Source organism: Enterobacter sp. Cy-643, from assembly GCF_011752815.1.
In the GTDB taxonomy this organism is placed as follows: domain Bacteria; phylum Pseudomonadota; class Gammaproteobacteria; order Enterobacterales; family Enterobacteriaceae; genus Cedecea.
In genome coordinates this window covers 522,744-549,169 of record NZ_VWWV01000002.1, presented here as the reverse complement: position 1 = coordinate 549,169, position 26,426 = coordinate 522,744, and the positions used below count along the sequence as shown (strand labels likewise).

Below are 26,426 nucleotides of genomic sequence, written 5' to 3'. Positions count from 1 at the left end.
TATGATTCCGGCGCCCCGCACGTTTATGTCATCCCGATGACGCTTTGCGGTGAGCCTCTACTTTTCCGGAATCATTACAGAAGTGTCACCATGCCGACAAAAATCCGTTTATCGTTGTTCAGCCTTGCGCTGATGATGACTGTGCCTTTTGCCCCGCAGGCAGAAGCCAGTAAGGTCGCCACCCACGCGGCCAGCGCCGGTCAGGAGATTGCCTCCGGCAGCGCCATGATTGTCGATCTGCAAACCAACAAGATTCTCTATTCCAGCCATCCGGATCTGGTTCGTCCTATTGCCTCCATCACCAAGCTGATGACCGCGATGGTGGTGCTGGACGCCCATCTGCCGATGGATGAAATGCTGAAAGTGGACATCAGCCACACGCCTGAAATGAAAGGTGTTTACTCCCGCGTTCGTCTGAACAGCGAAATCAGCCGCAAAAACATGATGCTGCTGGCGCTGATGTCGTCAGAAAACCGCGCGGCGGCGAGCCTGGCGCATCACTATCCTGGCGGCTACGATGCGTTTATCCGCGCGATGAATGCGAAGGCCAAGTCTCTCGGCATGACCCACACCCGTTATGTGGAGCCGACCGGCCTGTCGATTGAAAACGTCTCAACCGCGAGCGATCTGACCAAACTGCTGGTGGCGACGCAGAAATACCCTCTGCTGGGCCAGCTCAGCACCACGCATGAGGATATGGCGACCTTCCGCAACCCGGCTTATACGCTGCCGTTCCGCAATACCAACCATCTGGTGTACCGTGAAAACTGGAATATTCAGCTGACGAAGACTGGCTTTACCAATAACGCAGGCCACTGCCTGGTAATGCGTACGGTCATCAACGGCCGCCCAGTGGCGCTGGTGGTGCTGGACGCGTTCGGGAAATACACCCATTTCGCCGACGCCAACCGCCTGCGTTCCTTCCTGGAAACCGGTAAAGTAACCCCTGTTCCGGCGGCAGCGTTAAGCTACAAGCGCTCTAAAGCGGCGCAAATGGCCAGCAACACCGCAGCAGGTTCAGAAGAAGAGTAATCAGTCCGGCAGCGTCCCGTCTCCACCGTTGAGGGGGCGCTGCATCATCACCGTGTCCCGCCAGTCACCCAGCTTAAAGCCAACGCTTCGTAAACATCCGACGGTTTCAAACCCGTGCTGGCTGTGCAATTTGCACGATCCGGTATTATTTTCCCCGTCGCCAATCACCGCAATCATCTGCCGCCAGGGCCCTTTTTCGCACAGCGCGATGAGCTGGCTCAACAGGGCTTTGCCAATGCCGCGTCCGGTCATAGCGGCGTCGATATACACCGAATCTTCTACCGTGTAGCGGTAGCCGGGGCGAGGGCGGTACACCGTGGCGTAGCAGTAGCCAACCACCTGAGAGTCAATCACCGCAACCAGCCACGGCAGGCCATGAGCGCGAACCGCCGTCAGCCGCTCGGCCATCTGTTTTACATCCGGCGGGATTTCTTCGAACGATCCTTTGCCGTGCAGCACGTGCCAGGCATAAATCGTTGTAATGCTGGTTATATCGTCGGGGAGGGCTTCCCTGATGAGTAGGGCAGGGAAAGGCAGAGTTTCTACTGCGGACATCTTTCGCTCCTTGGGCAGAAAAAGGGTGAAGATAGCCTTCACCCTGCTTCATTAATCTATGCCCAAAAAAGCGTGAAACATAGCTTGCCCGTCATAGGAGAAACTTATCTCCGTCAGCCGTGCTCCTCCACGTTATTGTCCTCGGCCCAGCCTTTACGCCGGGTCGTTTTGCCTATCCCTGGATTCATGCTGTTGGTCGGGTCGTTGGCCTTGTAGAACTGCTTCAGCGTTTCCGGCGCTTTGTAGAGATGGCCGACGTTATGCTCGGCGGGATACTGCGCCCCGCGTTCGTGCAATAGCGCCAGCATCTGCTCTTTCAGCTCGTGCACGTCCACGCCTTTTTTGACGATGTAATCCTGGTGGAAGACATGGCACATAAAGTGGCCGTAATAAAGGCGGTGGATAAGTTTATCGCCGATCTCCGGCGGCAGCGCTTCGAACCAGTCTTCGTCGTTGCGGCGCAGCGCGATATCCAGCGCCAGAATATCTTCCACTTCATCCGCATGCACGGCGTGATAGCGAATGGCGGCTCCGGCGGCGGCAAAGCGGTGCAGGAAGGCTTTACTGCCTTCTTCCGCAGTACAAACGAAAAAGTCACCTTCGGCAGTTTTAAAATAGTCGCTCAGCCACGCCTTGGCTTCATCGATCCCGTCCCCGGCCATTTTCAGCAGCAGGTGATGTGGATATTTATCGCGCCAGGTTTTCATTCGTTCCGGCAGGTGCGCCGGGAAAACGCCGCCGAGCTTCTGCATAAAGCGGTCGGTAAAGTGCGGCTTGAACAGCGGAACTTTGTCGAGTATCGCGTCGGTGCGCCCCTTCATGGTGAAGAAGAACGGCATTTTGTCGGTGCCAAGCTTGTCGATCATCAGGAACGTGTCTTTGCCGTATTTCTCCGCGATGTCGTAAATATCGCGGTGCATATACTCCCCGGCGACCGGCAGGTTTTCGAAGTTGGCCAGAATGTGGCGGCGGATTTCGCCCAGCACGCCGGGCTGGCTGGTGCCGATGTAAAACACCTGCTGGCGTTTTTCCGCCGGGAAGGTGTCGAGGCGTACCGCGAAGACCGCCAGTTTGCCCGCGCAGCCGGAAGATTCAAACAGGCGATCCGGGTCTGCGTTGTAGCGCGCGGGGGTGTCGGCCTCCACGTCGCGCACGCGGGTGACATAATCGTGGTCGTGAGCGTGGCGGCCATCGTGCTGCACGTCGCTGTCTTTCACGCGCTCATCGTCGAGCGTGCCGAGAATTTGTTCCGGCGTGGTGCCGAGGTTAATCCCAAGATGGTTCACCAGCTGCAGCTTGCCGCTTTCATCAATGCGCGCGAAAAGCGACATCTCGGTGTATGCCGGGCCGCGTTGCACCAGTGACCCGCCCGAGTTATTGCAAATCCCGCCGATTACCGAAGCGCCAATACAGGATGATCCAATCACCGAATGCGGTTCGCGCCCGAGCGGTTTCAGCGCTTTTTCCAGCGAATAGAGCGTGGTGCCTGGATACGCCAGCACCTGCTCGCCCTTATCCAGCAGATGCAGCTTGTCGAGGCGCAGCGTACTGATAATCACAATATCGCGATCGTAGTCGCTGCCGCTTGGCGTCGAACCTTCGGTCAGGCCGGTGTTGGCGGCCTGCATAATAATGATTTTATCCGCCGCGACGCAGGCGCTTAATACGCGCCACAGCTCCAGCAGGGAGCCCGGGAACACCACGGCCAGCGCTTCCCCCTGGCCGGAACGGAAGCCTTTGCGGTAGCGGGCCGTTTTGGCCGGGTCGGTTAAAACATGGTGCGAGCCAACGTGGCGAGAGAGTTCGTTTATCAGCGTTTTATTATCGGAATTCATCAAAACAGACATGGATCCACTCCTTGTGGTGGCATCAAAAAGCCTGTCGTTAAGCATAGCGCCGAAAAACGTGAGCGTAACGAGGAAATCTCTGCGAAATCAGCAGCCGGGCTTTGCTACGCTCTTCTTACCGTGATGGCGATGTGGCAAACTGCACGCCTTAACAAAAGCTTGTGAGAGTGAATCCGATGAAATGGCTCTGTTCTGTAGGGATTGCCGTCAGCCTGGCGCTACAGCCTGCGCTGGCCGACGAAATGTTTGGCCCGCACCCTTTAACGCCGGAAGCGCGTGATGCCTACGTCACCGACCTGCTGAAAAAAATGACCACCGATGAAAAAATCGGTCAGCTGCGTTTGATAAGCGTCGGCCCGGATAACCCGAAAGAAGCCATCCGCGAAATGATTAAAGCCGGGCAGGTGGGGGCCATTTTCAACACCGTGACCCGCCAGGATATCCGCACCATGCAGGACCAGGTGATGCAGCTCAGCCGCCTGAAAATCCCTCTCTTCTTCGCCTATGATGTGGTGCACGGCCAGCGTACCGTGTTCCCGATAAGCCTTGGCCTGGCGTCCTCGTTCAATCTCGATGCGGTCAAAACCGTGGGGCGCATTTCCGCCTGGGAAGCCGCCGATGACGGCCTGAACATGACCTGGGCGCCGATGGTGGATGTCTCGCGCGATCCGCGCTGGGGCCGCGTGTCCGAAGGCTTTGGGGAAGACACCTACCTGACCTCGATTATGGGGCGCACCATGGTGGAAGCGATGCAGGGCAAAAGCCCGGCGGATCGCTACTCGGTGATGACCAGCGTGAAACACTTCGCCGCCTATGGCGCGGTCGAGGGCGGGAAAGAGTACAACACCGTCGACATGAGCCCGCAGCGCCTGTTCAACGACTACATGCCGCCGTACAAAGCCGCGCTGGACGCGGGCAGCGGCGGCGTGATGGTAGCGCTGAATTCCCTGAACGGTACGCCGGCTTCCGCCGACAGCTGGTTGCTGAAGGATTTGCTGCGCGACGAATGGAAATTCAAAGGCATCACCATCTCCGATCACGGCGCGATCAAAGAGCTTATCAAGCACGGGGTAGCCAGCGACCCGAAAGATGCGGTGCGCATTGCGCTCAATTCCGGCATCAACATGAGCATGAGCGACGAGTATTACAGCAAGTACCTGCCGGAGCTGGTGAAAAGCGGTGCGGTGCCGATGAAAGAGCTGGATGACGCCGCTCGCCACGTGCTGAACGTCAAATACGACATGGGGCTGTTCAACGATCCGTACAGTCACCTCGGGCCGAAGGACTCTGACCCGGTAGATACCAACGCTGAAAGCCGCCTGCACCGCAAAGAAGCGCGTGAAGTGGCGCGTGAAAGCATGGTGCTGCTGAAAAACCGCCTGCAGACTCTGCCGCTGAAAAAGACCTCCACCATTGCGGTGATTGGTCCCCTGGCGGACAGCAAGCGTGACGCGATGGGCAGCTGGTCTGCCGCAGGCGTAGCCGCGCAGTCCGTCACGCCGCTGGAGGGCATTAAAAATGCCGTAGGCCAGCAGGGCAAAGTGGTGTTTGCGAAGGGTGCGAACGTTACGGATGAAAAAGATATCGTCGAGTTCCTGAACCAGTACGAACCGGCGGTCACCGTTGACCCGCGCACGCCGCAGGCGATGATCGACGAAGCGGTGAAGACGGCGAAAAATTCCGATGTAGTGGTCGCCGTGGTGGGTGAAGCCCAGGGCATGGCGCATGAAGCCTCCAGCCGCACCAACCTGACGCTGCCGCAGAGCCAGCGTGACCTGATTGCCGCCCTGAAAGCCACCGGTAAACCGCTGGTGCTGGTGCTGATGAACGGTCGTCCTCTGGCCTTGGTAAAAGAAGATCAGCAGGCGGATGCGATGCTGGAAGCCTGGTACGGCGGCACGGAAGGCGGTAACGCCGTCGCTGATATCCTGTTCGGCGACTACAACCCGTCCGGCAAACTGCCGATGTCCTTCCCGCGCTCCGTGGGGCAAATTCCGACGTACTACAGCCACCTGAATACCGGCCGCCCGTACAATCCGGAAAAACCAAACAAATACACCTCCCGCTACTTTGATGAAGCCAACGGGCCGCTGTATCCGTTTGGCTACGGGCTGAGCTACACCACCTTTAAAGTGGGGGACGTGAAGCTTTCCGCCCCGACCATGAAGCGCGACGGCAAAGTTGAAGCCTCCGTCACCGTGACCAACACCGGCGACCGCGCAGGGGAAACCGTGGTGCAGATGTACCTGCAGGACGTGACCGCTTCCATGAGCCGCCCGGTGAAAGAGCTGAAAGGCTTTAAGAAAGTGGCGCTGAAAGCGGGTGAAAGCCAGACGGTCAGCTTCCCCATCGACATCAGCGCCCTGAAGTTCTGGAACGCGAAGATGAAGTACGATGCTGAGCCGGGCAAGTTCAACGTGTTTATCGGCCTGGATTCCGCCCGCGTGCAGCAGGGTGAATTTGAGCTGAAATAAAGCTGGGAATCACTAGAATACAGCCACCTTTAAAGGTGGCTGTTTTTTTAGGTGTAATGAATGCTTAGCCGAAAATTAGCGTATTCCCTGATTATATTCGGTGGCCATATTTATATCGTTTAAGACTGGTGCAACAGAATAGAATGACCCACAAACGACAATCACATCGTCCGCACTGGCGTCATTGCTGGCCGCTTCCCAGCCGGATAAAATATCCGGGAAGCGTTTTGCCTGCGGTAGATATTGAGCAATATCTTCAGCCTTAGAGCTTCTGGGACCCGCCTGAATACCACAGCAATACCACTCTTCGGTGAGATTTTTTAACTGCTCAAGAGTGCCTTTAATATCTTTATTAATAAGCATCCCAATGACGAAAAGGTATTTTCCCTTTTTGGGGAAGCTACGCAATCTTTCCGCCAAATATGCCGCTGCATGCGGGTTATGCGCCACATCTAAAATCACCGTCGGTTGATGGGGAATGACTTGAAAACGGCCCGGCAAATTGGCCTTATCAATGACGTCGTTCAACGCGGTAAGATCAAATTTAAGCCCGCTGATGAGCAGGGCCGCGACGGCGGTAGCCACGTTATCGCGTGGCATTTTAGGCTGGCTCAGCGGCGCAATTTCGCCGAGGTTATCGCTAAACGCCCATGCCTCTCCGCGTTCGGTTACCTGCCAGTTGACCCCGCGCTGATGGGGAATCGCGCCAATCTGTTCGGCATAGCGGAGCAATGATGCCGGTGCCTGAACTTGCCCAATCACCGCCGGACGTCCGGGGCGGAAGATGCCCGCTTTGATTTCGCCGATGGCTTCGGTGCCTTTCCCCAGCCAGTCTTCGTGGTCAAGCGCTACGTTGGTAATCACGGAGACATTGGGGGTGAGAATGTTGGTCGCATCGTCCCGGCCGCCCATGCCAACCTCAATGATGGCGACATCAACCTGAGCCCATTTCATCAGGCAGAATGCGCCCAGCGTATTGAACTCAAAAGGCGTGAGCGTAGTGGCCTCTCGTGCTTTTTCAATTTCAACAAAGGCAGCAATGTGGGCGGCATCCGACAGCTCCTGGCCCTGAATGCGCACGGTCTCTTTATAATGAATCATGTGGGGTGAGCTGAAGACGCCCACTTTGTGCCCTGACAGCATCAGTACTTTTTCAAGGGTATGACAGGTGGTGCCTTTCCCGTTGGTTCCGCCGACTAAAAAGACAAAAGGGGCGGGCTGTAAGATATTCAGTTTGGCCGCGACGTCCTTTATTCTGTCCAGGCCCATATCAATGACCTGTGAATGTAGGCTGTCGATATAGGCCAGCCAGCGGGGTAAGTCTGCGGTGAGATCGGGTATGTGGGTGCGGTTGCTCATCAAATATTCCTTGGTTAAAACTAAACTCTGCGGGATGGGGGGCCGCTTTAGCTGGCCGGGTTCAGGACGAAATTGAAGTCCAGGGTGCAGAAAGATTGCGGGCAAAACGTACCGTCAGGCGCTATGCCCGGCGCGTGCTTAACCCAGTCGGCAATCAATGAGGCTCTGACGCCAAATACGCTGTCCGAATTGAGGTATTCATCCTCTTTATTGAAGATATGCGTAATTAAACGCTGGTATCCCCCGGCGTTGATCATGAAGTGCAGGTGCGCCGGGCGCCACGCGGCCCTCCCCTGGGCGGCGAGCAGGCGGCCAACCGGGCCGTCTCTGGGGATCTCGTAAGCTTCAGGAACCACGGTTCTGAAGAAGAACTCTCCCTGTGAGTCTGCCTTCAGGACACCGCGACAGCGAAGTCCGTGAACATCCGATGTCTGCACATCGTATTGGCCCTCGCCGTCGGCATGCCAGATATCAATCGTTGCGTTGGCGACGCTTTCCCCGCCGATCCCGATGACTTTGCCTTTTACAAACCACGGTGTGCCCGGCGCGCCCTGAGAAAAATCGTCTCCCGGTTCAAGCTGCGGGGCTTCTGCAACATGAAAAGGCCCAAATACGGTGGATTCCGTGCATCCGGCGGGTTTGCGATTATTTTGCGCAATGACCAAAGAAGATAATCCCAGCACATCGGAAAGCAAAATAAACTCCTGGCGCTCGGGGCTGCAATATTTTCCAACCTGGGTAAGAAATTCAATGCCTTTCTCCCATTCTTGTTCCGTCAGCTGAACCTCCCGGGCGAAAGAGTGCAAATGCTCGATCAGGCCGGTAAAAATCGTGTGCATACGGTCGCTGGTGGGAATTGAAATGTTGGAGAGCACGGCCTGGGTAATATTCTTATCATCAATGTTTAACATTTTATTATGTCTCGCTGCCACGAGGCGTAGGGTGAGGGACCCACAATGTGACACTGACTTTTTAAACTTTAAATATCTCACTCTGGAATTAATGTAATGAAGTGTATTAATTTTGGTTTAATTGTTTTTGTGGGGTTATTAAGGGGTTAGACGTCTAGCTTTGCGGTTTTGTCTGATTTTTATAGTTTATTGCATCAACAAAAAATTAATAAAAATTAAAATGAATAAAATGCGACAGTGAAACGTTAGCTGAGTATGTCCGCTACCGGAAATACTCCATGCTTCGTATTCTTCTCAAAATAATCCTCGGTCTCTCGATTAGCCCCTGGCTTTATGCCGCACCGGAAAGCTACAGCGTCCTTACGCCGCAAACGGCGATAGAACTTTCATGGCACGCGTTTGGCGGGACTTCTCAGGCGCACCTCGACGGTGTTACAGGCTCACTTTTGCTGGATGTAGGAAGTGACTTGCGTGACAGCATCAGCGTGCGTATCCCCGCCGCGACGCTTCAGGCTTCAAACAGCCTGCTGACTTATCAGCTGCAGGGCGGGCTATTCTTTGATACCGCACATTATCCGACGCTCACGTTTACCAGCACCAGAGTTGTGGCTCTGGGCGCAGGGCATTACCGTATTTTCGGCCTGCTGCAGGTAAAAAATATTCAGCGTCCGGTGGTGTTGGCGGCGAGTCTGGATAACGCATCCGGATCGGCTTCAGGCCAAAATACCCTCTCGTTACGTGCCACAACGGTTATCTCCCGCGCCGCTTTTAATATGGATAAATTTGAGGCCGTGGTGGATGACAGTATTGCGATTGAGATTAAAATTCGCGCGAGGGTTAGTCTGGCTGGTTAGGAGCATATCTGCTGTGGCAGGGGATTGGCCAGGGAGTATTTTTGCCAGAAAAATCTCTATTTATGCAGAGTCAGCTAAGGTTCCGTTCACTTCCAGCCCTGTTTTATCTGTAGCGCCTTCACCGGTGAACGTCTTAGGGGAGTCACCGTCACTCCCCTAAGAACCCGGACTCCCGGCCAAATAAATCGACCGCTGAAGCGGCAGACCTCCGTTTTATCTCCCAGTCCCAGGTCGGCTGAGATGCGTTCCCGACGCTCTCAGCCTCCGGCCGTTCCCGACGTCCGGACCCTGGCCAGTCGGAGAGAAAACGCAGGCGATTTAAGCCGGAACCGAGCCTCGCTTTTAACCCGCAGCCACACGGGACGTTAACGTTGCTGAAAGTTCCACAGCCACGCCCTTGTTCCCGGCTCTCAGCGCCCCCGGTTATGACCCAACTCAGGCGGGGTTGAGCTGTCGGGAGCAGCGAAAGAGAGCGATCGTCGGGAACGAATCGCGAACGACCCCGAATGTTTGGGTGATAGCCGGTGGGTTTACCGCTTCAGCGGCGATGAGCTCGCCGGGCGCCAGGGGTTGTCAGGGGGCATGGCGTAATGCCCCCTGACACGTTCACCGTGCTCTGGACGTAAAGGGGAAACAGATCTACGGGTGAACGGAATTATGCCTGAGCTAAATAGTTCTCCCGAAATAGACAATATATAAGTGGTGCAAAGCGCCCAACTCTGACCATCAATACAAATTCTGCGGCGTAAAAATCCCGTGGTGGGAAGTGCGTAAAGGAATCACTGTGGCAGGCGCTGGAGCAGGCGCAGCGCTGAGCGAATCAATAAAAGCTCTGGCCCACCACTGGCTGTCGTACCTTTCCACCTTGGCCAGCAGCTGCTGGTGCCGGCGTTTACGTTCGTGCAGCGGCATCGTCAGCGCGGAATAGAGCGCATGGCTGGCTTCGCTGGCATCGTAAGGATTGATCAACACCGCATCGGTAAGCTGTTCCGCCGTGCCGGTCAGGGCCGACAGCATCAGCACGCCGGGGTCTTCGGCATCCTGCGCGAGAACAAAGGTTTTGGCCTCCAGGCTCATTCCCTCAGAAAGCGGGGTGAACATCGCCACGTGGGCGCTACGGTAAAACGCGTGAATCAAATCTGAGTGGCACAGATGGTTGCGGATATAGTTGATGGGGTACCAGGCGGCATCCCCAAAGCGAGCGTTAATGTCTGCGCACTGGTGTTCAAGCTGGTCGCAGAGATCGCGTGTTGACCACGAATACCCCCTTGAAGCGTCAGAAATTTGCAGCAGGCTGACGTCACGCAGGTACTCGGGGTGCGAACTTAGAAACGTTTCCATCGTATTCAGGTGACAATGCACGCCGCTAATATCGCTGATCGTGTCGTTACCGATCACAATCTGACGAGGGTAGTTACGCACCGCTTCGGCGTTGGTATGCGAAAGCGGCGGCAGGGTTTTATCCACGCCGCAGGGGAAAATCCCCAGCTTGATATTGTGCCCATTAAGCTGAATAAGATTATCCGCCAGCCGCTCCACGCGGTAAAACCGCAGCGCATAGGCGAGGAAATTATTCACATCTCCGCTCGACTGAAAGCCGAGCAGATCGTAGCTGAACAGCGCCTGCATCAGGCTGTCGTGTTCAGGCACCGAACGCAGCACGTCGCCGGGCGGGAACGGCTGATGCAGGAAGAAACCACAGCGGTTGGTATAGCCTTCATCTTTGAGCATCTTGCCGGTGAACAGCAGATGGTAGTCCTGCACCCAGACGAGGTCGTCAGGCTCGATTTTGGCCGCTACCCGCGCTTTCACATCATGGTTGTAGTTTTTCCAGGTGGTGAAATACTCTTTTTTATAGTGGATGAGATCCGGGCGATTGTGGAAAACCGGCCACAGCACCTGATGAATATAGCCCTGGTAAAAGTTGTCATACTCGTTGGGGGTCAGCGCCCAGCTGTATTGCTGGTAGCCCGGCTGGCTGAAAAAACGCTCTTTTCTCTGCTTGTTCCCTGCGGCTATTTCACCGTTCCAGCCAAACCACAGGCCCGAATGTTTCTTCAGAACGGCATGAAGTACCGGAAGCAGAGGATCGCCGCGCTGCCCGCGTTCCGGCTCGCAGCGATTAGACAGCATAATAAGACGAGACATACATCACCTCAGGTTAGCATTCAGGTTGATAGCGCACGGACGTTAGCGGGACAGCGCCGCTTCTTCCTGGGTCACAATAGTTTCAAACCACGCCAGTTCCGACAGCTTGTGGGTCACCCACTGGCGGGAGAACGCTTCTCCCAGACTTTCGGTCATGTAGTGGTTTTGCTGAAACTCTTCGATTGCGGCGTGCTGGAACAGCGGCAGCTCAGGGGCAAACAGCGCCGAATTTTTTAGGGTATCGCTGTCGATATTTTCCAGCCCGTAAAGCATGCCGGTCAGAATGGCGGCCATCGCCAGATACGGGTTCACGTCGGCCCCGGCGAGGCGGTACTCAATGCGGCGGTTGTCGTCGTCAGAGCAGGGGATACGCAAGGCGGCGCTGCGCTTGTTGTAGCCCCAGGAACTGAACAGCGGCTCGGTAAGGTTTTTGCGCAGCCGCCTGAAAGAGTTGACGTGCGGGGCGATAACGGCCACGGCGGCGGGCATGGTTTGCAGCATCCCCGCCAGGCAGAGCTGGGTCATTTCGTTCAGGTTTTCCGCCGGGGAGGCGAAAACGTTGTCGCCCTGGCGGTCATTCAGGCTGATATGAAAATGCAGGCCATTCCCTGCGAGGTGCGAAAACGGCTTCGCCATAAAGTTGGCCTGATAGCCAAACTTATCGGCCACGATGCTGGTCAGGCGGCGCAGCGCCAGCACGCTTTCGCACACGCCGACGATGTCTTTGCCATGCTTCAGGTTCAGCTCAAACTGCCCGGCTTCCGCTTCGCAGACGATACCGCTCAGCGGCAGCTTTTGATCGGCGGCGGCCTGCTCCAGGGCTTCAATAAAAGCGGTGTAATCGGAGGGGACGGGCATATAAAAGCAGCCCTGCGCCGGCACGTCCTGCTGGGCTTTGCTGACGAGGTAAAACTCTATTTCCGGCGCGGTGACCGGGTACAGACCGTGGTAATGAAACTTCTGCAGGACATTTTCCAGCACCACTCTGGGTTCCAGCGCGTAGCCGCTGCCGTCGCTCTGCTTCATGGTTAACAACAGCTGCGCGTTGTGCTTCGGGTCGTGGGCGCAGGGCCGCAGCGTACCCGCCACCGGCAGGCAAAGCCCGTCTGGCTCGTCGTATTCCACGCTGGCAACGGCCTGGCTAAACGGCTTGCCCTCATGATCCATCGCGTAAACGGACTGCGGGAAATAACAGCCGGCAGAGAGCGACAGCAGGCTGTCTACCGCGATGCGTTTGCCGCGAAAAGCCCCGTTGACGTCATTGAGGTAAATATCAACGTGCAATGTATCAGGGTGACGCTGCAAGTAGCGCTCCACCTCTGCGGCAAACTCTTTAGCTCGCTCCGCCGCTGGCTTTTTCCGCACTGACTGGCCGACGGATTCTTCATTGGATGAGGCCTGCGGAAAAGCGAAAAGCGTAAAAATGTTTTTAACGAGTGAGTGGTGAATGAGTGAGTTCATGGCGGTCTTTTTCTAAGCCTCTCGGCGACGAAAAGAGCATATTCACTGGCGTATAAAAAGAAGGTAAAAAAGCCAAAGCGGCGGGTAAAAAAAGTATAAATGGCAATAAGTGTGGGGCTTTAGTCCGGCGGCTGAAGAGTGCATAAGGTCGTTTGTTGCTGCCCGTTTGTTCAAACGAGTTCGCATATCATATACCGCTTAGTGCTTTCCCCAGCCGATTCAAACTCGGCTATCCTTTGTTTACTGCATGATTTTTAAGTAAAGAACAACGAGGAATAACTATGAACATATCAACACGTTGGGGTTTGGCAGGGTTAGTGATGTTGGCGGCAGGTGCGCAGGCGGCTGAACCGGTGAAAGTCGGCTCGAAAATTGACACCGAAGGCTCTTTGCTCGGCAATATTATTTTGCAGGTGCTGGAAAGCCATGATGTAAAAACTGTCAACAAAGTCCAGCTCGGCACCACTCCGGTTGTGCGCGGGGCGATTACCTCTGGCGAACTGGATATTTACCCTGAATACACCGGCAACGGCGCGTTCTTCTTTAAAACTGAAAACGATCCGGCCTGGAAAGATGCCCAAAAGGGCTATGAAAAAGTTAAGCAGCTGGATTACGACAAAAACCACCTGGTCTGGCTGACGCCGGCTCCGGCAAACAACACTTACACCATCGCGGTACGTAAAGATCTGGCGGAGAAAAACCACCTGGTTTCCCTGGCGGATCTTAGCGAATACCTGAAAAAGGGCGGCACCTTTAAGCTGGCGGCTTCCGCCGAGTTTATCGAGCGCTCCGACGCGCTGCCTGCCTTCGAAAAAGCCTACGGCTTTAAGCTGGAACAAAGCCAGCTGCTTTCCCTGGCCGGGGGCGACACCGCAGTAACCATTAAAGCAGCGGCACAGCAAACCTCCGGCGTTAATGCCGCGATGGCCTACGGCACCGATGGCCCGGTTGCGGCCCTGGGCCTGGAAACGCTCACCGACCCGAAAGGCGTACAGGCCGTTTCTGCGCCAACCGCCGTAGTGCGTGAGGCCGTGCTGAAAGAGTACCCGCAAATTGGCGACTGGCTGAAACCGGTCTTTATTTCCCTCGACCAGAAAACGCTGCAGCAGCTGAACGCGAAGATTGCCGTGGAAGGTCAGGATGCCAAAAAAGTGGCCGCCGATTACTTAAAGCAAAAAGGCTTTGTTAAATAGTCCGCTGACGGCGCGCAGTGTGCTGCAAAGCCCGACATGCACGTCGTCAACTGGTCAGCCTCAAACAGTCGACAACGCCGGTTGTCGGCTGTTTGTCATCAATCTGCTGGAATGACGTTTGCTAAAAATTCATAACAGGGTACTGCTGCTGCTGGTGTTACTGCTGGCGGCCGCCTTGATGTTACTCCCCATCATCAACAACGCGCCTAACCGCCTGGTTTCCGGCGAGCCGCTGGGTATCACCCAGTTGCCCGGCACGCTGCATTACTGGCTGGCGATTCCTTTTCTCATGCTGGCTGGCCTGACGCTGGCACCCGGCCGCGCCCTCACTCAGCTGGTGATTATTGTCACCGGCGAACTGCTGTTTATCGGCCTGTTATTACTGCTGGGGCATACCGCGAGCCAGCTTGCCCTTGAGGGCAGTTCCCTCGCGCGCACTTCCCCAGGCAGCGGCCTGTGGCTAATGCTCGCGGTTTGCCTGCTGCTTTGCGCCGATGCGGCTAACCGACTCACGGCCAGCCCTTTGTGGCGGCTATTACTGAACCTGCAAATCTGGGCGGTCCCCGTTGTGCTGCTGGCAACTGGCTACTTCAGCGATCTTTCGCTGATGAAGGAGTATGTCAACCGCCAGGACGTGTTTGACGATGCCCTGAGCCGCCACCTGGCCCTGCTGGCCGGTACGCTGGTTCCGGCGCTGCTGATTGGCGTCCCGCTGGGACTCCTTTGCTATCGCCGCCCGGCCTGGCAATCCGGCGTGTTTTCTCTGCTCAACGTCATTCAGACGGTGCCGTCCGTGGCGCTGTTCGGCCTGCTTATTGCGCCACTGGCGGGCCTTGCCGCCTGGCTGCCGTGGCTGGGGAAAATAGGCGTAAGCGGGATTGGCGTCGCGCCTGCGCTGATTGCGCTGGTACTTTATGCGCTCTTGCCGCTGGTGCGTGGCGTAGTCGCAGGTTTGCAGCAGGTGCCGCGCAACATCGTGGAAAGCGCATTAGGCATGGGCATGTCGCGGGCGCAAATTTTTTGGCGAGCGGAAGTGCCGCTGGCGTTGCCGGTGCTGCTCCGCAGCCTGCGTGTGGTCTGCGTGCAGACTATCGGCATGGCGGTGATCGCCGCGCTGATTGGCGCGGGTGGATTTGGTTCGATTATTTTCCAGGGGCTGTTGAGCAGCGCACTGGATCTGGTTCTGCTTGGCGTGATGCCGGTTATCGCCCTGGCGGTGATCGTCGACGCGCTGTTTAAGCTGTTTATTTCTCTGCTGGAGGCAAAATAATGATCGAGTTCGATCGCGTCAGCAAATACTTCCACGGCGAAGCGGCGGTCAGTGATTTGACGCTGAACATCCGTGAAGGGCAATTCACCGTGCTGATCGGCACCTCCGGCTCGGGAAAGTCCACCACGCTGAAGATGATCAACCGCCTGGTAGAGCACGACGAAGGGCGCATTCGCTTTGCCGGGGAAGAAATCCGCAGCTTTGATCCGAAGGCGCTTCGCCGCCGCATGGGCTACGCCATTCAGTCCATCGGCCTGTTCCCGCACTGGACGGTGGCGCAGAACATTGCCACGGTGCCTGAGCTGCTGAAGTGGCCGAAGGCGAGAGTCTCTGAACGTATTGACGAGCTGCTGGAGCTGTTAGGCCTGGACGCCACGCAGTTCCGCGACCGTTATCCGCACCAGCTTTCTGGCGGGCAGCAGCAGCGCGTGGGCGTGGCCCGTGCGCTGGCGGCCGACCCGGAAGTGCTGCTGATGGACGAGCCTTTTGGTGCGCTGGACCCGGTCACCCGCGCGACGCTGCAGCAGGAGATGATCCGCATTCATCAACTGCTGGGGCGCACCATCGTGCTGGTGACGCACGACATTGACGAGGCCTTAACGCTGGCCGACAACATCGTGCTGATGGACGGCGGCAAAGTTATCCAGCAGGGAACGCCGCTGGAGCTGCTGACTAACCCGGCCAACGACTTTGTGCGTGATTTCTTTGGCCGCAGTGAGCTTGGCGTCCGGCTGCTTTCGCTGCGCCACGTCGCGGACAGCATTCGCGCCGATGAACGTCTGGAAGGGGAACCTATTCGGGCAGACATGACGCTGCGCGAAGCGCTCTCGCTGTTTATCGACAGGCAGTGCGAAAAACTGCCGGTGGTGGATGCCCGGAATCAGCCCTGTGGCGTGCTGCACTTTAGCGACCTGGTCAGGAGGAGAGAACATGCGCCTGCTGCGTGACCCTCTGCTTTGGCTTATCGCGCTTTTTGTTGCGCTGTTGGTGCTGCTGCCCTACACCAGCGGGCTGTTTAGCTGGCTGTTTCCGCAGCTGACCCGGCCGATGTACCAGCAGGATAGCTTTGTCTCTCTGGCGCTGGCGCACTTAACGCTGGTGGGCATTTCCAGCGTGGTTGCGGTGGTGATTGGCGTGGGGCTGGGGATTCTGGTCACGCGTCCGGCGGGGGAGGAGTTTCGTTCGCTGGTGGAGACCATTACCGCCGCCGGGCAAACTTTTCCGCCGGTGGCCGTCTTAGCCGTGGCGGTGCCGGTGATGGGGTTCGGGCAAGAGCCGGCGATCATCGCGCTGGTGATTTACGGCCTGCTGCCGATTTTACAGGGGACGCTGGCGGGGATTGGCGCCGTGCCTGAATCCGCGCGTGAGATTGCGCTTGGCATCGGCATGAGCCGAGGGCAAATGCTGCGGAAAGTGGAGCTGCCGCTCGCCGCGCCGGTTATTCTGGCGGGCATCAGGACGTCGGTGATTATTAATATCGGCACCGCAACGATTGCGTCTACCGTGGGCGCTAACACGCTCGGGTCACCGATTATTATCGGGCTAAGCGGCTTTAATACCGCATATGTGATTCAGGGCGCGGTGCTGGTGGCGCTGGCGGCAATTGTCACTGACCGCCTGTTTGAGCGCCTCGAAAGTTACGTCACGCGCCATGCAAAATAACGATGTAGCCGACCAGCATCACGCCGCCAATGCCGCCGATCGCCATAACCAGCATTCCGCCCACAAGGGCCATTTTTGACAGTTTCATCCGTTGCTCCGTTTGTTAACGAAGCGATTATAAAGGGAAGCGGGGTTGTTAATGAACCTTTGATTGTGACGAAGAGGGGAAAAAGCCCATTTTCCCTCTTTATTGCCGTCAGTCCGTGGGCTGTCTGCGCTCCACGTTACCCAGCACAAAAACGGGCAGCCCTGCGCTGCGCCACGACGCAATCTGGTCTATTTGCCGTTCTCCGGGGCAGTCCCCGCACCAGACCAGCAGCGTTTGCCGGTCAAAAAGCTCCGGTTTCAGGCTGCTCAGCGAATTAGCCAGCACGTCGACCCGCCAGCCTTGCTGGCTGGCAATCCACGCCGCCATCCACAGCCGCGTTGTGTCCTGCACGTTCCAGCCCACGACTAAAGCATCTCTGCCGTTTTGCTTGCGCGCGGTGGCAATACACATCGCAATATAGTTAATCAGAGCGCCGTCCAGCAGGCTAAGCAGCGCGCACAGCGCAATTTGCTGCCCGTAAAGGCGGCGACGCAGCGGAAGATAGAGATGTTGCACCAGCGTGTGCGCCGGATAGATACGCCCAATGTCGGCTATCCAGGCGCGGAGCAGGTTGGGGTTGCCGCTTTGCAGATGGCGCAGCAGCGTTTCCTGCCGCTCTCCCCAGGCGTGTTCTTTTTCCCGGTTTTCACCGCTCAGCAGTCCTTTGACTTTGCTGACCTGCACGCCTTGCTCGATCCAGGTTTGGATCTCGCGAATCCGCTCGATGTCGGCGGAGTCAAACAGGCAATGCCCGCCGTCGCTTCGCTTAGGTTTGAGCAACCCGTATCGCCGCTGCCAGGCCCGAAGAGTTACCGGATTAATATTGCAAAGCGCAGCCACTTCTCCGATGGAATAAAGCGCCATAACGTCACCTGATACCTTAAGGGGAGGCCCTTACTAACTGTAGTAAGTTCTGGTGAGTTTGGCTTCATTGGGGGGCGTTGTTCTACAGTACTTAGCCACAAATACTTTCTATGAAGGAGCGGCTCAAGTTCCGTTCACTTCCAGCCCTGTTTTGTATGTCATTACAGAGTCAGTGAACGTCTCAGGGGAATCACCGTCATTCCCCCGAGACCCCGGACTCCCGGCCAAATAAATCGGCCGCGTGAGCGGCAGACCTCCGTTTTATCTCCCAGTCCTGGGTCGGCTGAGATGCGTTCCCGACGCTCTCAGCCTCCGGCCGTTCCCGACGGCCGGACCTTGGCCAGTTGGAGAGAAAACGGAGGCGATTTAAGCCGGAACCGTGCCTCGCTTTAAACCCGCAGCCACTCTGAACGTTTGGGTAGCTGTAAGTCTCACAGCTACGCCGTTGTCCCCGGCTCTCATCGCCTCCGGTGATGACCCAACTCAGGCGGGGTTGAGCTGTCGGGAACAGCGAAAGAGAGCGATCGTCGGGAACGCATCGCGAACGACCCCGAATGTTTGGGTGATAGCCGGTGGGTTTACCGCTTCAGCGGCGATGAGCTCGCCGGGCGCCGGGGGTTGTCAGGGGGCATGGCGTAATGCCCCCTGACACGTTCACTGTACTCTGGACGTACAGGGGAAACAGATCTTCGGGTGAACGGAACTTGAGCCGATCCTTCATAGGGCTTATTTGTCACTCAGTGGCAGGTGCTCCCGTGAAACCCGGCCTTAAGCAGCCAGGTTTTCAGGCGGGAAAACTTAATCCTCGAAGTACCAGTACCCCTGATTAATCAGCGCCGTCAGCTGGCGGATAAATTCGTCATCCTCCACGGCGGCACCCAGCTCCGTTTTGGTCAGCCGGGTATAGCGGCACATTGACACGGCGGCGGCCTGATGGCTAACGTCCAGCGGTTCGCTGTTGACGAAGAAACCCTCGCCAACCTGCAATACCCGCAGCCCGCTCAGGCGAATCAGCTCTTCTCCACCGGCCAGCGCGGCGGCCACTTCTTCGGGCTCGTAAGGTGGCTCTGCAGAAGCAATATCCAGCTCGTGCCGCGGCGTGGTCACAAAGCTGCCGAACCACTGGTTGAAGGCATCCGGCTGGCTAATCAACGCCGTCATCATGTCGCGCAGGCGTTCCAGCTCGTAGTTTTCTACTTTGCCAGGGTTTGCCCGGCAGGTGAGGTCCGGGTCGCTGTAGTGATCGCCGCCGAGGTCATTTTCCAGCACGTAATCGGCAAAGCTGCTGATCAAGTCGCGGCTGTTTGGCCCGCGGAAGCCAACTGAATAGTTCAGGGCCGTTTCGTGGGTAAAGCCGTCGTGTGGGAAGCCCGGCGGAATGTAGAGGATATCGCCGGGGGCTAAATCCTCGTCGATGATCGGCGTGAACGGCTCAACGTGCAGCAGCGCCGGGTGCGGACAAAACTGCTTCAGCGGCAGTTTATCGCCCACGCGCCAGCGGCGGCTGCCCATGCCCTGGATAATAAACACGTCATAGTTGTCGATATGCGGGCCCACGCCGCCGCCCGGTACGGAAAACGAAATCATCAAATCGTCCAGCCGCCAGTCCGGCAGCACGCGGAAAGGGCGCACCAGCGCGGCGGCGGGTTCGTGCCAGTGGTTAACGGCCTGGGCCAGCAGCGACCAGCCGGTCTCACCGAGATTATCAAAGTGCTCAAAGGGACCATTGCTGGCGTGCCATTTTCCCTCTTTAAAACTCACCAGCCTGCTGTCGACTTCATTTTCCATCGCCAGGCCGGCAAGTTCGTCGGGCGTAATAGGGTCGACAAAATCAGGCAGCGCGTTTTTGAGCACCACCGGCTTTTTCTGCCAGTAAGTTTCCATAAACGCTGGCCAGTTGAAATTGAGTTGATAATCCACGGTTATTTACCCCTGTGCGGAAGGAGGCCGATTATAGAGAGCGACGCCTTCCACCGACCTTGTCATGGGTCAATCTGCCGCGATATTCCCGCTTTTTCTCCGGCCATAAACGGCAGGGCTATCGGTTTTTTCTGAATTTATTTTAACGTTAAACCAGCCTGAAACCCTTGCTGTGTCTGGTTTTTCAATTTTTTACATAGGGTTAAAGAAAATTTAGTCTGGAACCGGAACCGAATTCCCACCACTGACTAAGCGGAGAACGTGTTTGACTGTTAAGGGGTAACAGCATGGGATTAGGAATATCGGCTTTTATCAAGCCAGGGCGAGCCATTAGCGACCGTGAAATTACCGATTTACAGCAGGGGCGGTCACGCGCCTCAGCGATAAAACAAGGCAAGGTGCCACCCACGCAAACCGCGTCCGGTTCACTGCACGTCGAGGCTGGCGCTACGCTGCCTCCCGGTGGATTAAGGCAGAGTGCGGCAAATACGCAAACCTCGCAAAAAGGGATGTTCAGCCGCTTTTTAGGGCGACATCGCGGCGGACAAGAAGCCGCGCAAATCACCATTCCCGTCACGGCAAGCGCTTCTCGCGCCAGCAGCCCAAGTCTCTATAGCCAGGCCAGCGCTTCTCGTGCCACCAGTCCAAGCCTTTACAGCCAGCCCAGTGCCAGTTCCGCCAGCGTTTATAGTCAGCCGGATGTGTCCGACCCGAACGCCATCCCCAGTAATGAAGTCGGGACGCCCGGCAGCCATTTTGCCGAGCTGCCGCCGGAGATTGAGCCTGAAAAGAACATGCTGCTGGAAACCCGGCTGTCGCTGGATAAAAAAGGGCGGCTGGAGATTGATACGCCCGCGACATCAGCACCTTTGCAAGCCTTGTTGGAAAAAACCATCGGCCATGACCGCCTGCGTTATCAAAACCACCTGGCCAGCGACGACGGCCATCAGCATGTTTTGCTGGATAAAGAAGGGCGGCTGATGACGCTGCGCAGCCAGCCCGGCGCGTTTATTGCCCTTAGCCACAGTCAGCAAAAAGTGGAGTGGCGGGAAGTACATCATCCCCATCGGGGATTTATGCGCCGCCAAAGCCTGGCGCCCGCCGAGCAACATCTTTCCTGGCACGATCGCCAGACCGTCGAGATTGGCGGTGATAAGGTGCGCCTGCCGGAAACGGGCATCCGCGATCGCCTGACGGACAGCGTCACCGACGGCGACGGCACGCGCTACCGTCTGCACGACAAAAAACTCTATAGCTTTGACAGCGCCGCCAACGCCTGGCAATCGCTCTCCGGCGAGGACGACAAACTCTCCTCCCTGTCGCGTCAGAGCGACGGCATGCTGTGGCGGGTGAACGACGACAAACAGCTTGGCAGCGCCGTGGGTGACACGATCAAGGTCAATTTTGAGCACAAAATCGATCACTATGCGGTAGGCCCGAAGCGCGATGCTCTGGTGCTGCTGAGCGACGACGAGAAGAAACCGCAGGTGGCCTATGTGGCCAACCTGGCGGCGACCGATCCCCAGCCCAAAATGCTGACGCTGCCCGAGAACATGACGCTGAAGAAAACGGCGCTGCACGGCCCGTTGCTGTTTGCGCTGGATAACAATGGCCGGCTGCACTGCGGTGATAAACCTGATGCACAGAGCACGGCGCTGACCTTTGGGGAAGCCCGGCACAAGCCGCTGCTGGATAACATCACGCAATACGTGGCTGCGACCGTTGAAGATGGCGCGCGAATCGAAGATATGCTGGCCGATGAAACCGATCGCCTGCACCTTATCGTGAAGGATAAGTACGACCAGAAGCACGCTATTACCTTCCACTGGCACGGCGGCGATCTCAAGCCGCAAAGCAGCTGGAACCTCAGCGACAGCCTGGTGCTGGACTACCAAAAAGGGCTGCCGCAGGTCACGCCTGCCGCCCATGATGTGGTGGATCTCGGGCGGCTCGGCAAGCTGGCTTTGCACGACGGCAAAGTCCATTACTTCAACGAAACCACCGGCCTGTGGGCCGCTTCCGACGAAAAAGCCGACAAGCTACAGTGCGGCCTGGACGGCCAGCCGTGGCTGATGAAAGACGGCGAACTGAAGCGGCTCAAGGTGAACCTGAGCAGCAACAAAGTCGATCACGGCAGCAACGTTTTTGCGCTGCCGCAGGTGACCAAAAGCGTAAGCGCCGATCTGGCCACGGCCGGGTTGGACAAAGCGGAGAAAGCGCAGGCGTTCACGGCGATTGACAGCCGCCGCTACCTGGCGGTGAACGAAAAAGGCGATATCGGCTTCCACCAGATAGACACCACCACTCGCCGCAATCAGCGTGCCACCCAGACCCTCAGCCAGGCGGCTCTGCAGGAGCAAATTGAGAAGCTGGTACCCGGCAGCGCGGGGAAAGAAGAGGCGGCAAAAGTCAGCGATCTCGCCCTCGGTGAAGACAAGCAGCTTTGGCTGTTGAGTAAAGAGGGGAGCCTGTTCAGCCTGCCGGAAAACGGCTGGAGCAGCGGCAAAGCCGACGGATTAGCGAAAGCCACTCTGCCGGCAAATGAGGACGGCAGCCAGCCTGAACTCACCGCGCTGCAAACCTCGGCTAAGGGGCAAGTCAGCGCCCTCGACAAGCAGGGCAATACGTTTGTCTTCAAAGCCGGGGGCTGGGAAAAAGGCGACCCGGCTACCGCGCCGGTGGCGGAGCCCAACATGGCGCGCCAGAACTACGAGCGCCTGACGAAAGCGTCAAAAGACTGGCGCCTGCCGGGCACCGGAATCACCTTCAAACGCGAGGTGAACTTCCTCGGCCAGACCGGGCAGGACGGCAAGCAGGTTCGGACCTCGTTTCGCACTCGTCTCAGCACGTTTGCCTTCCGTCCGTCGCTGGAATGGCCGCGGCCGATAAAAACCGCCGCCTACTCTATTCAGCACCGCTACGCCGGGCGTGAAGGGCTGAAAGACGTCTACCAGCAGCAGGGGGATTTGACCCAGCGGCTGAAGGCTCTCTCGCAGCAGCCGGGCAGATCTGCCCCGCGCCCTGGATTAAGTCAGCGCCTCGACATCATGAGCGGGGAGACGGCACGCCAGTGGCAGCCGCAGGAAAAAGCGCTGCTGGAAGAGATGAGCAGCTTTGCGCGCCAGCTTTCCGACAGCAGCACGCATTACTGTGAGCAAATCGGCCAGCACTATGGCGTGCGCGACGAACGCCGACAGGAGGCCACGCCGTCTCGTTTTGGCCTGAACCACAGCCAAAGCGGGGTGCTGAATCCGTCGAGCAGCCGCCAGGATAACCTGACCGGGCAACTGAACGAATTGCTGCGGCGCTACCCGGCCGATAAAAGCAACCACGCGGGGGCGATTATTGCCGGGCTGGAGGCACGGCAAATTACCCTTAACCACCAGAAAGAACAGGTCCCAATGGGGCGCCAGCGCGATATCCATGACGACATCGGGCTGGTGAAATCCAGGGTGATGCTGGACGTGTTGACGCTGAAATCCCTGCATGATTCGGTGGATGAGCTGCAGCAGGCCTCGCTGCTGAACGAGCCGCAACGCTCGGCCAAAATGAAGGAAATTGCCGCCAACGTGGCCCGGCTGAGGGACAGCGAATGGGGCGGGAACGTGATTAAAACGGTCACCACCCAGGGCTTCGGCAACCACAAGTCGCTGGAGGCTAATTACGACGCCATCAAGGCGATGACCAAGGCGTTCAGCAAAGAAAACCACGGCGTTAACATCAACACCAAAACCGTGATGCAGGCGGAAAACCAGCGCGAAATGCAGGACAAAATGGTCTCCACCGTGCTCTCGCTGGAGAGCGGCGAAAACCTGGCGTTCAGCCGCACCTATGGGGCGTCTGCTACCGCGACGGTGGCGCCGGGCACTCAGGTTGTGGCGGGCGTTGGCGGTAAAGTGGGCGCAGACCGTGGCTACACCCTGAGTTTTTCTCGCGGCGATACGGGGATTAACGTCAGCTTCGGGCGAACCGGTGCCGTATCGGCAACAGGCATTGTGGGCGTCGGTTACAACGTGCTGACCGACTACAACAAAACCCACAAAGTCTACCTCGACGGCGACCATAAACACCCGCTGTCTCAGGGCGTTCGCCTGGGCGGCGGCGTCACGCTGGGCGGGCAGCTGCAGTCCCAGCACGGCGTCTCGTTTGAACTGGCGGAGCACGAAATCCCTGGGTTTATCGAACAGCTGAGCAGCGGCACCCTGGATCCGCTGGCGTTTTTGAACCGGGGTGCCAACCACAGCGTGAAAAGTGGGGCAACCCAGAGCTTCAGCGTGGACATCAACGCCGCCGCGCTGGCGAGCGTTGGCTTCCCGTTTACCGACAGCCACGAGAAGGATTTCCCGACCAGCGCCCGTCTCGGCGGCGGCGTCTATGCCAACACTAACCTGCTGGCGGGCAGCCGCGAACGGACAGACTCCCGCAACGCCGAAGGGCAGGGCGTCAGCCACAGCGACCACCGCCTGAGGGCATTTAACCAGATGAGCGCCGGGGCTAACATCGCCATTCCGGTCAGCACCACCCTTCAGCCGAAGCATAAAGATCCCTTCTCGGTGGGCGTCGGCGTCGGCGCCAGCGTGCAGCTGTCAATCAACAACCGGACTACGCACAGCCTCACCGTGGACTTAAAAAATGCCCAGCCGGTGGAGGGCGTTCACCTGGAAAAACTGATGACCACGCTGGGCAAGCAGTTTACCGACAGCGCCTCCACGCAGCTGCTGGCCAAACTGAAAGAGGAGCCGAAAGAAGGGGAACTGCCGATCTCCGTGGCAGATAAGCTCAGCCAGCTGGATGCCCACTTCACCCGCTGGTATCCGCCCGCCGATAACGCAAAGGCGCGACGCCCGCTGCTCGACACGCTGCAACAGCTGACCGCCCGGCAGCAGCAGGCCGACTCGCTTTCCGTGCAGAATCCGCCGCCGGAACCGACCAAAGCCGAGGTGGATGCGCTTATCGTCGGGCTGCGCGGCGAGTTTACCGACCTCGCCAGCCGCCAGCTGCTGGATGAGCTTATGCCGGCGGAAGGGGCTCCGCGCCTGCCGATGTCAGCCGGGGAGCGGCTGGGCAAACTGGAAAACCACTTTGCCCGCTTTATTCCGCCGTCGCGGCACCATGAGCTGACCGGCAACGGCCCGCAGGCGGCGCTGCAGTCGCTGCAGCAAACCGTACGTCAGCAAAATGCCGTGCTCAACCAGCAGCAGCTGGTGAACAAGGCGGAATACCAGTCCACCTATAAGAACCTTTCGCGCATCGACAACAACGGTTTGTTCCACTTCATGCGCCACTTTATGGAAGGTGAGTTTTCGCCGAGTAACGCCGACCGCATTACCCAGATGATGGGCGAGGATTACCGGCTGAAAGCGCTCCTGCGTGGGCTGCAGGATAACAGCAGTTCCCAGGCGGTGGTCTCCCTTGAGCTGAAAACTAAGCCGCGTGAAAAGCTGGCCGACCAGTGGGCAAACCATACGGTCACCCAGGACTCGATTGTCGATCTGTTAAAAGATCGCGACAAACTGCGCCTGAAATCCATCGCGTTTACTAAAACGCAGAGCAAATCAGATGGCTTCTCCACGCCGTCATTTTTACTCGGTGGCGCTAACGGCGTGTCGCTGTCGATGAACGAAAACCTGGGCACCATCAACTTTAGCTACGGCGACGACGACAGCGCGCCGCTCAGCTACACCGTGGACGGTGGCGTGGCCCAGGCGGAAAAAGAGGTGAAATCGGCGCTGCAAGACGCCGCCGAGGCAGGATTTATGGTGAAAGGAGGATAAGGAAATGACGATGCAACAGCAGCTTCAACAGTGGCTTGATGCCTGGGGAAAACAGCACAAGATCTCGCTGCGTCTGGAAGAAGGTGTATGCCTGCTAACGGATGCGCAGCAGCAAGAGGCGGCGGTGATTGAACTGCCGCCGGACAGCAGCGCGGTGGTGCTGCACTGCCGGGTAGGGGAATTAACCGGGCAGGATGCAGCGCTGCTGCCGAACCTGCTGGCAATGAACTTTGAAATGAACGCGATGCGCGGCTGCTGGCTGGCGCTCGATGGGGAAAATGCCATTCGGCTTTGCACTCAGTGTGAAATGTTTGCCCTGGACGCCGAGCGCTTTGCGGGCTGGTTAAACGCCTTTATCAGCCAGAGTGGCGAGGTCAGAGCATTTATTACCGAACTGCCTTCGCTGCTGGAGTCGGCCACGCCGCGCTGATCTTGCCAGACATATAAAAACCGGGAAATATCCCGGTTTTTTTATTGGCCTCCAGCCTCGTTGCTGGCAAATAAATCCTCTTCACGCCGGGCGGGCTGCTGCTTCTGCAGGATCTTGTAGATACGCTGGACGTCATCGGCATAGCGGCTTCGAAGCTGGCGGCGCTTTTCCGACGGGCCGGTGTTGTACATGCCGACGGTATTCCAGGAACGACCATACTGGCGGAATAGCCCGTGTAAAACCCACGCGCCGGTAGCGATGCAGGTGCAGGGATCGTGCAGCAGGTTGTCGCGCGTCACGCCCAGCTGTTTCAGCCGCCCAAAATGCACGCTGTTGACCTGCATCATACACACGTCTTCGGTGTGGTTCGCGTTGGCGGCGTTCACCGACGAGAGGCTAAATTTTGACTCTTTCCAGGCAATGGCCTCCAGCAACGCGGGGGCAATCCCAAAGGCATGCCCCACGCGGGTAAAGCATTCGGCCTGGGCGAGGGCCGGAAGGCTAAGCAGTAAAAGTCCCCAGCGCCACTGTTTGGTCTGCATCGCGTTATCTCCTCTGATTCTTACAGGCAATGTGTGTCGAAA

General features: G+C 57.5%; 19 protein-coding genes. 9 read left to right on the top strand and 10 right to left on the bottom strand.

Annotation, left to right across the window (positions count from 1 at the left end; all coding sequences use genetic code 11):
* Positions 1 to 90: 90 nt before the first annotated feature.
* Positions 91 to 1,032 carry a D-alanyl-D-alanine endopeptidase gene (gene pbpG, locus F3J29_RS10855; RefSeq protein ID WP_166866045.1) on the top strand — a complete coding sequence of 314 codons (942 nt, stop codon included), beginning with the start codon at positions 91 to 93 and terminating at the stop codon, positions 1,030 to 1,032.
* Here the strand turns inward: pbpG and F3J29_RS10850 are convergent, their stop codons facing one another.
* Together F3J29_RS10850 and dld are read right to left on the bottom strand one after the other, a co-directional pair.
* Positions 1,033 to 1,587: a GNAT family N-acetyltransferase gene (locus F3J29_RS10850; protein WP_166866043.1), complete on the bottom strand. Its 555-nt coding sequence runs from the start codon at positions 1,585 to 1,587 to the stop codon at positions 1,033 to 1,035.
* A 113-nt stretch (positions 1,588 to 1,700) separates the two neighbouring features.
* Positions 1,701 to 3,434 (bottom strand): D-lactate dehydrogenase, encoded by a 1,734-nt coding sequence (gene dld / locus F3J29_RS10845; protein WP_166866041.1) that lies wholly within the window; start codon positions 3,432 to 3,434, stop codon positions 1,701 to 1,703.
* 176 nt (positions 3,435 to 3,610) lie between these two features.
* Between dld and bglX the strand changes: the two genes are divergently transcribed.
* On the top strand, positions 3,611 to 5,908 hold the full coding sequence (gene bglX / locus F3J29_RS10840) for a beta-glucosidase BglX (protein ID WP_166866039.1): 2,298 nt from the start codon (positions 3,611 to 3,613) through the stop codon (positions 5,906 to 5,908).
* Positions 5,909 to 5,983: 75 nt separating this feature from the next.
* Here bglX and folC read toward each other — a convergent pair whose 3' ends face one another.
* Positions 5,984 to 7,270 (bottom strand): bifunctional tetrahydrofolate synthase/dihydrofolate synthase, encoded by a 1,287-nt coding sequence (gene folC, locus F3J29_RS10835; RefSeq protein WP_502706556.1) that lies wholly within the window; start codon positions 7,268 to 7,270, stop codon positions 5,984 to 5,986.
* 44 nt (positions 7,271 to 7,314) lie between these two features.
* The gene (locus tag F3J29_RS10830; protein WP_166866035.1) at positions 7,315 to 8,178 is read right to left on the bottom strand and encodes a dioxygenase family protein; all 864 of its coding nucleotides are present in this window, start codon (positions 8,176 to 8,178) and stop codon (positions 7,315 to 7,317) included.
* Between the two features lie 278 nt (positions 8,179 to 8,456).
* Here F3J29_RS10830 and F3J29_RS10825 point away from each other — a divergent pair, with 278 nt between their 5' ends.
* Entirely contained in the window at positions 8,457 to 9,032 is a 576-nt protein-coding gene (locus F3J29_RS10825; RefSeq protein WP_166866033.1) for a YceI family protein, read from the top strand.
* Positions 9,033 to 9,758: 726 nt separating this feature from the next.
* Here F3J29_RS10825 and F3J29_RS10820 read toward each other — a convergent pair.
* Entirely contained in the window at positions 9,759 to 11,180 is a 1,422-nt protein-coding gene (locus tag F3J29_RS10820; protein WP_166866031.1) for an alpha,alpha-trehalose-phosphate synthase (UDP-forming), read from the bottom strand.
* A 42-nt stretch (positions 11,181 to 11,222) separates the two neighbouring features.
* Positions 11,223 to 12,641, bottom strand: coding sequence for a glutamine synthetase family protein (locus tag F3J29_RS10815; protein WP_166866029.1), 1,419 nt, complete (start codon positions 12,639 to 12,641; stop codon positions 11,223 to 11,225).
* Positions 12,642 to 12,922: 281 nt separating this feature from the next.
* On the opposite strand from F3J29_RS10815, the gene osmF reads away from it, so the two are divergent.
* From osmF to F3J29_RS10795, 4 genes are all read left to right on the top strand, one after another.
* Complete coding sequence (gene osmF / locus F3J29_RS10810; RefSeq protein WP_166866027.1) at positions 12,923 to 13,834, top strand: glycine betaine ABC transporter substrate-binding protein OsmF; 912 nt, start codon at positions 12,923 to 12,925, stop codon at positions 13,832 to 13,834.
* Between the two features lie 118 nt (positions 13,835 to 13,952).
* The gene (locus tag F3J29_RS10805; RefSeq protein ID WP_286175295.1) at positions 13,953 to 15,104 is read left to right on the top strand and encodes an ABC transporter permease; all 1,152 of its coding nucleotides are present in this window, start codon (positions 13,953 to 13,955) and stop codon (positions 15,102 to 15,104) included.
* Positions 15,104 to 16,051: an ABC transporter ATP-binding protein gene (locus F3J29_RS10800; protein ID WP_166866026.1), complete on the top strand. Its 948-nt coding sequence runs from the start codon at positions 15,104 to 15,106 to the stop codon at positions 16,049 to 16,051. The genes F3J29_RS10805 and F3J29_RS10800 overlap by 1 nt, the downstream gene beginning before the upstream one ends.
* Positions 16,035 to 16,766, top strand: a complete 732-nt coding sequence (locus tag F3J29_RS10795; RefSeq protein WP_166866024.1) for an ABC transporter permease — start codon at positions 16,035 to 16,037, stop codon at positions 16,764 to 16,766. Before F3J29_RS10800 ends, F3J29_RS10795 begins: the two co-directional genes overlap by 17 nt.
* On the opposite strand, the gene F3J29_RS22750 is transcribed toward F3J29_RS10795, so the two are convergent.
* The 3 genes from F3J29_RS22750 to F3J29_RS10785 all read right to left on the bottom strand — a co-directional run bounded on the left by F3J29_RS22750 (position 16,747) and on the right by F3J29_RS10785 (position 19,638).
* Positions 16,747 to 16,839 (bottom strand): YohO family small membrane protein, encoded by a 93-nt coding sequence (locus tag F3J29_RS22750; protein WP_409335219.1) that lies wholly within the window; start codon positions 16,837 to 16,839, stop codon positions 16,747 to 16,749. The two genes, F3J29_RS10795 and F3J29_RS22750, sit on opposite strands and share 20 nt — an antisense overlap.
* 123 nt (positions 16,840 to 16,962) lie before the next feature.
* A complete protein-coding gene (locus F3J29_RS10790; protein WP_166866022.1) occupies positions 16,963 to 17,718 on the bottom strand; it encodes a MerR family transcriptional regulator in 756 nt (251 codons plus the stop codon).
* Between the two features lie 798 nt (positions 17,719 to 18,516).
* The gene (locus tag F3J29_RS10785) at positions 18,517 to 19,638 is read right to left on the bottom strand and encodes a ribosomal protein uL16 3-hydroxylase (protein WP_166866020.1); all 1,122 of its coding nucleotides are present in this window, start codon (positions 19,636 to 19,638) and stop codon (positions 18,517 to 18,519) included.
* 287 nt (positions 19,639 to 19,925) lie between these two features.
* Here F3J29_RS10785 and F3J29_RS10780 point away from each other — a divergent pair, with 287 nt between their 5' ends.
* Together F3J29_RS10780 and F3J29_RS10775 are read left to right on the top strand one after the other, a co-directional pair.
* On the top strand, positions 19,926 to 25,412 hold the full coding sequence (locus F3J29_RS10780; protein ID WP_286175293.1) for an AvrE-family type 3 secretion system effector: 5,487 nt from the start codon (positions 19,926 to 19,928) through the stop codon (positions 25,410 to 25,412).
* A 4-nt stretch (positions 25,413 to 25,416) separates the two neighbouring features.
* Positions 25,417 to 25,842 carry a type III secretion system chaperone gene (locus F3J29_RS10775; RefSeq protein WP_166866018.1) on the top strand — a complete coding sequence of 142 codons (426 nt, stop codon included), beginning with the start codon at positions 25,417 to 25,419 and terminating at the stop codon, positions 25,840 to 25,842.
* A gap of 41 nt (positions 25,843 to 25,883) precedes the next feature.
* Here F3J29_RS10775 and F3J29_RS10770 read toward each other — a convergent pair whose 3' ends face one another.
* A complete protein-coding gene (locus tag F3J29_RS10770) occupies positions 25,884 to 26,384 on the bottom strand; it encodes a lytic transglycosylase domain-containing protein (RefSeq protein WP_166866016.1) in 501 nt (166 codons plus the stop codon).
* Positions 26,385 to 26,426 lie beyond the last annotated feature (42 nt).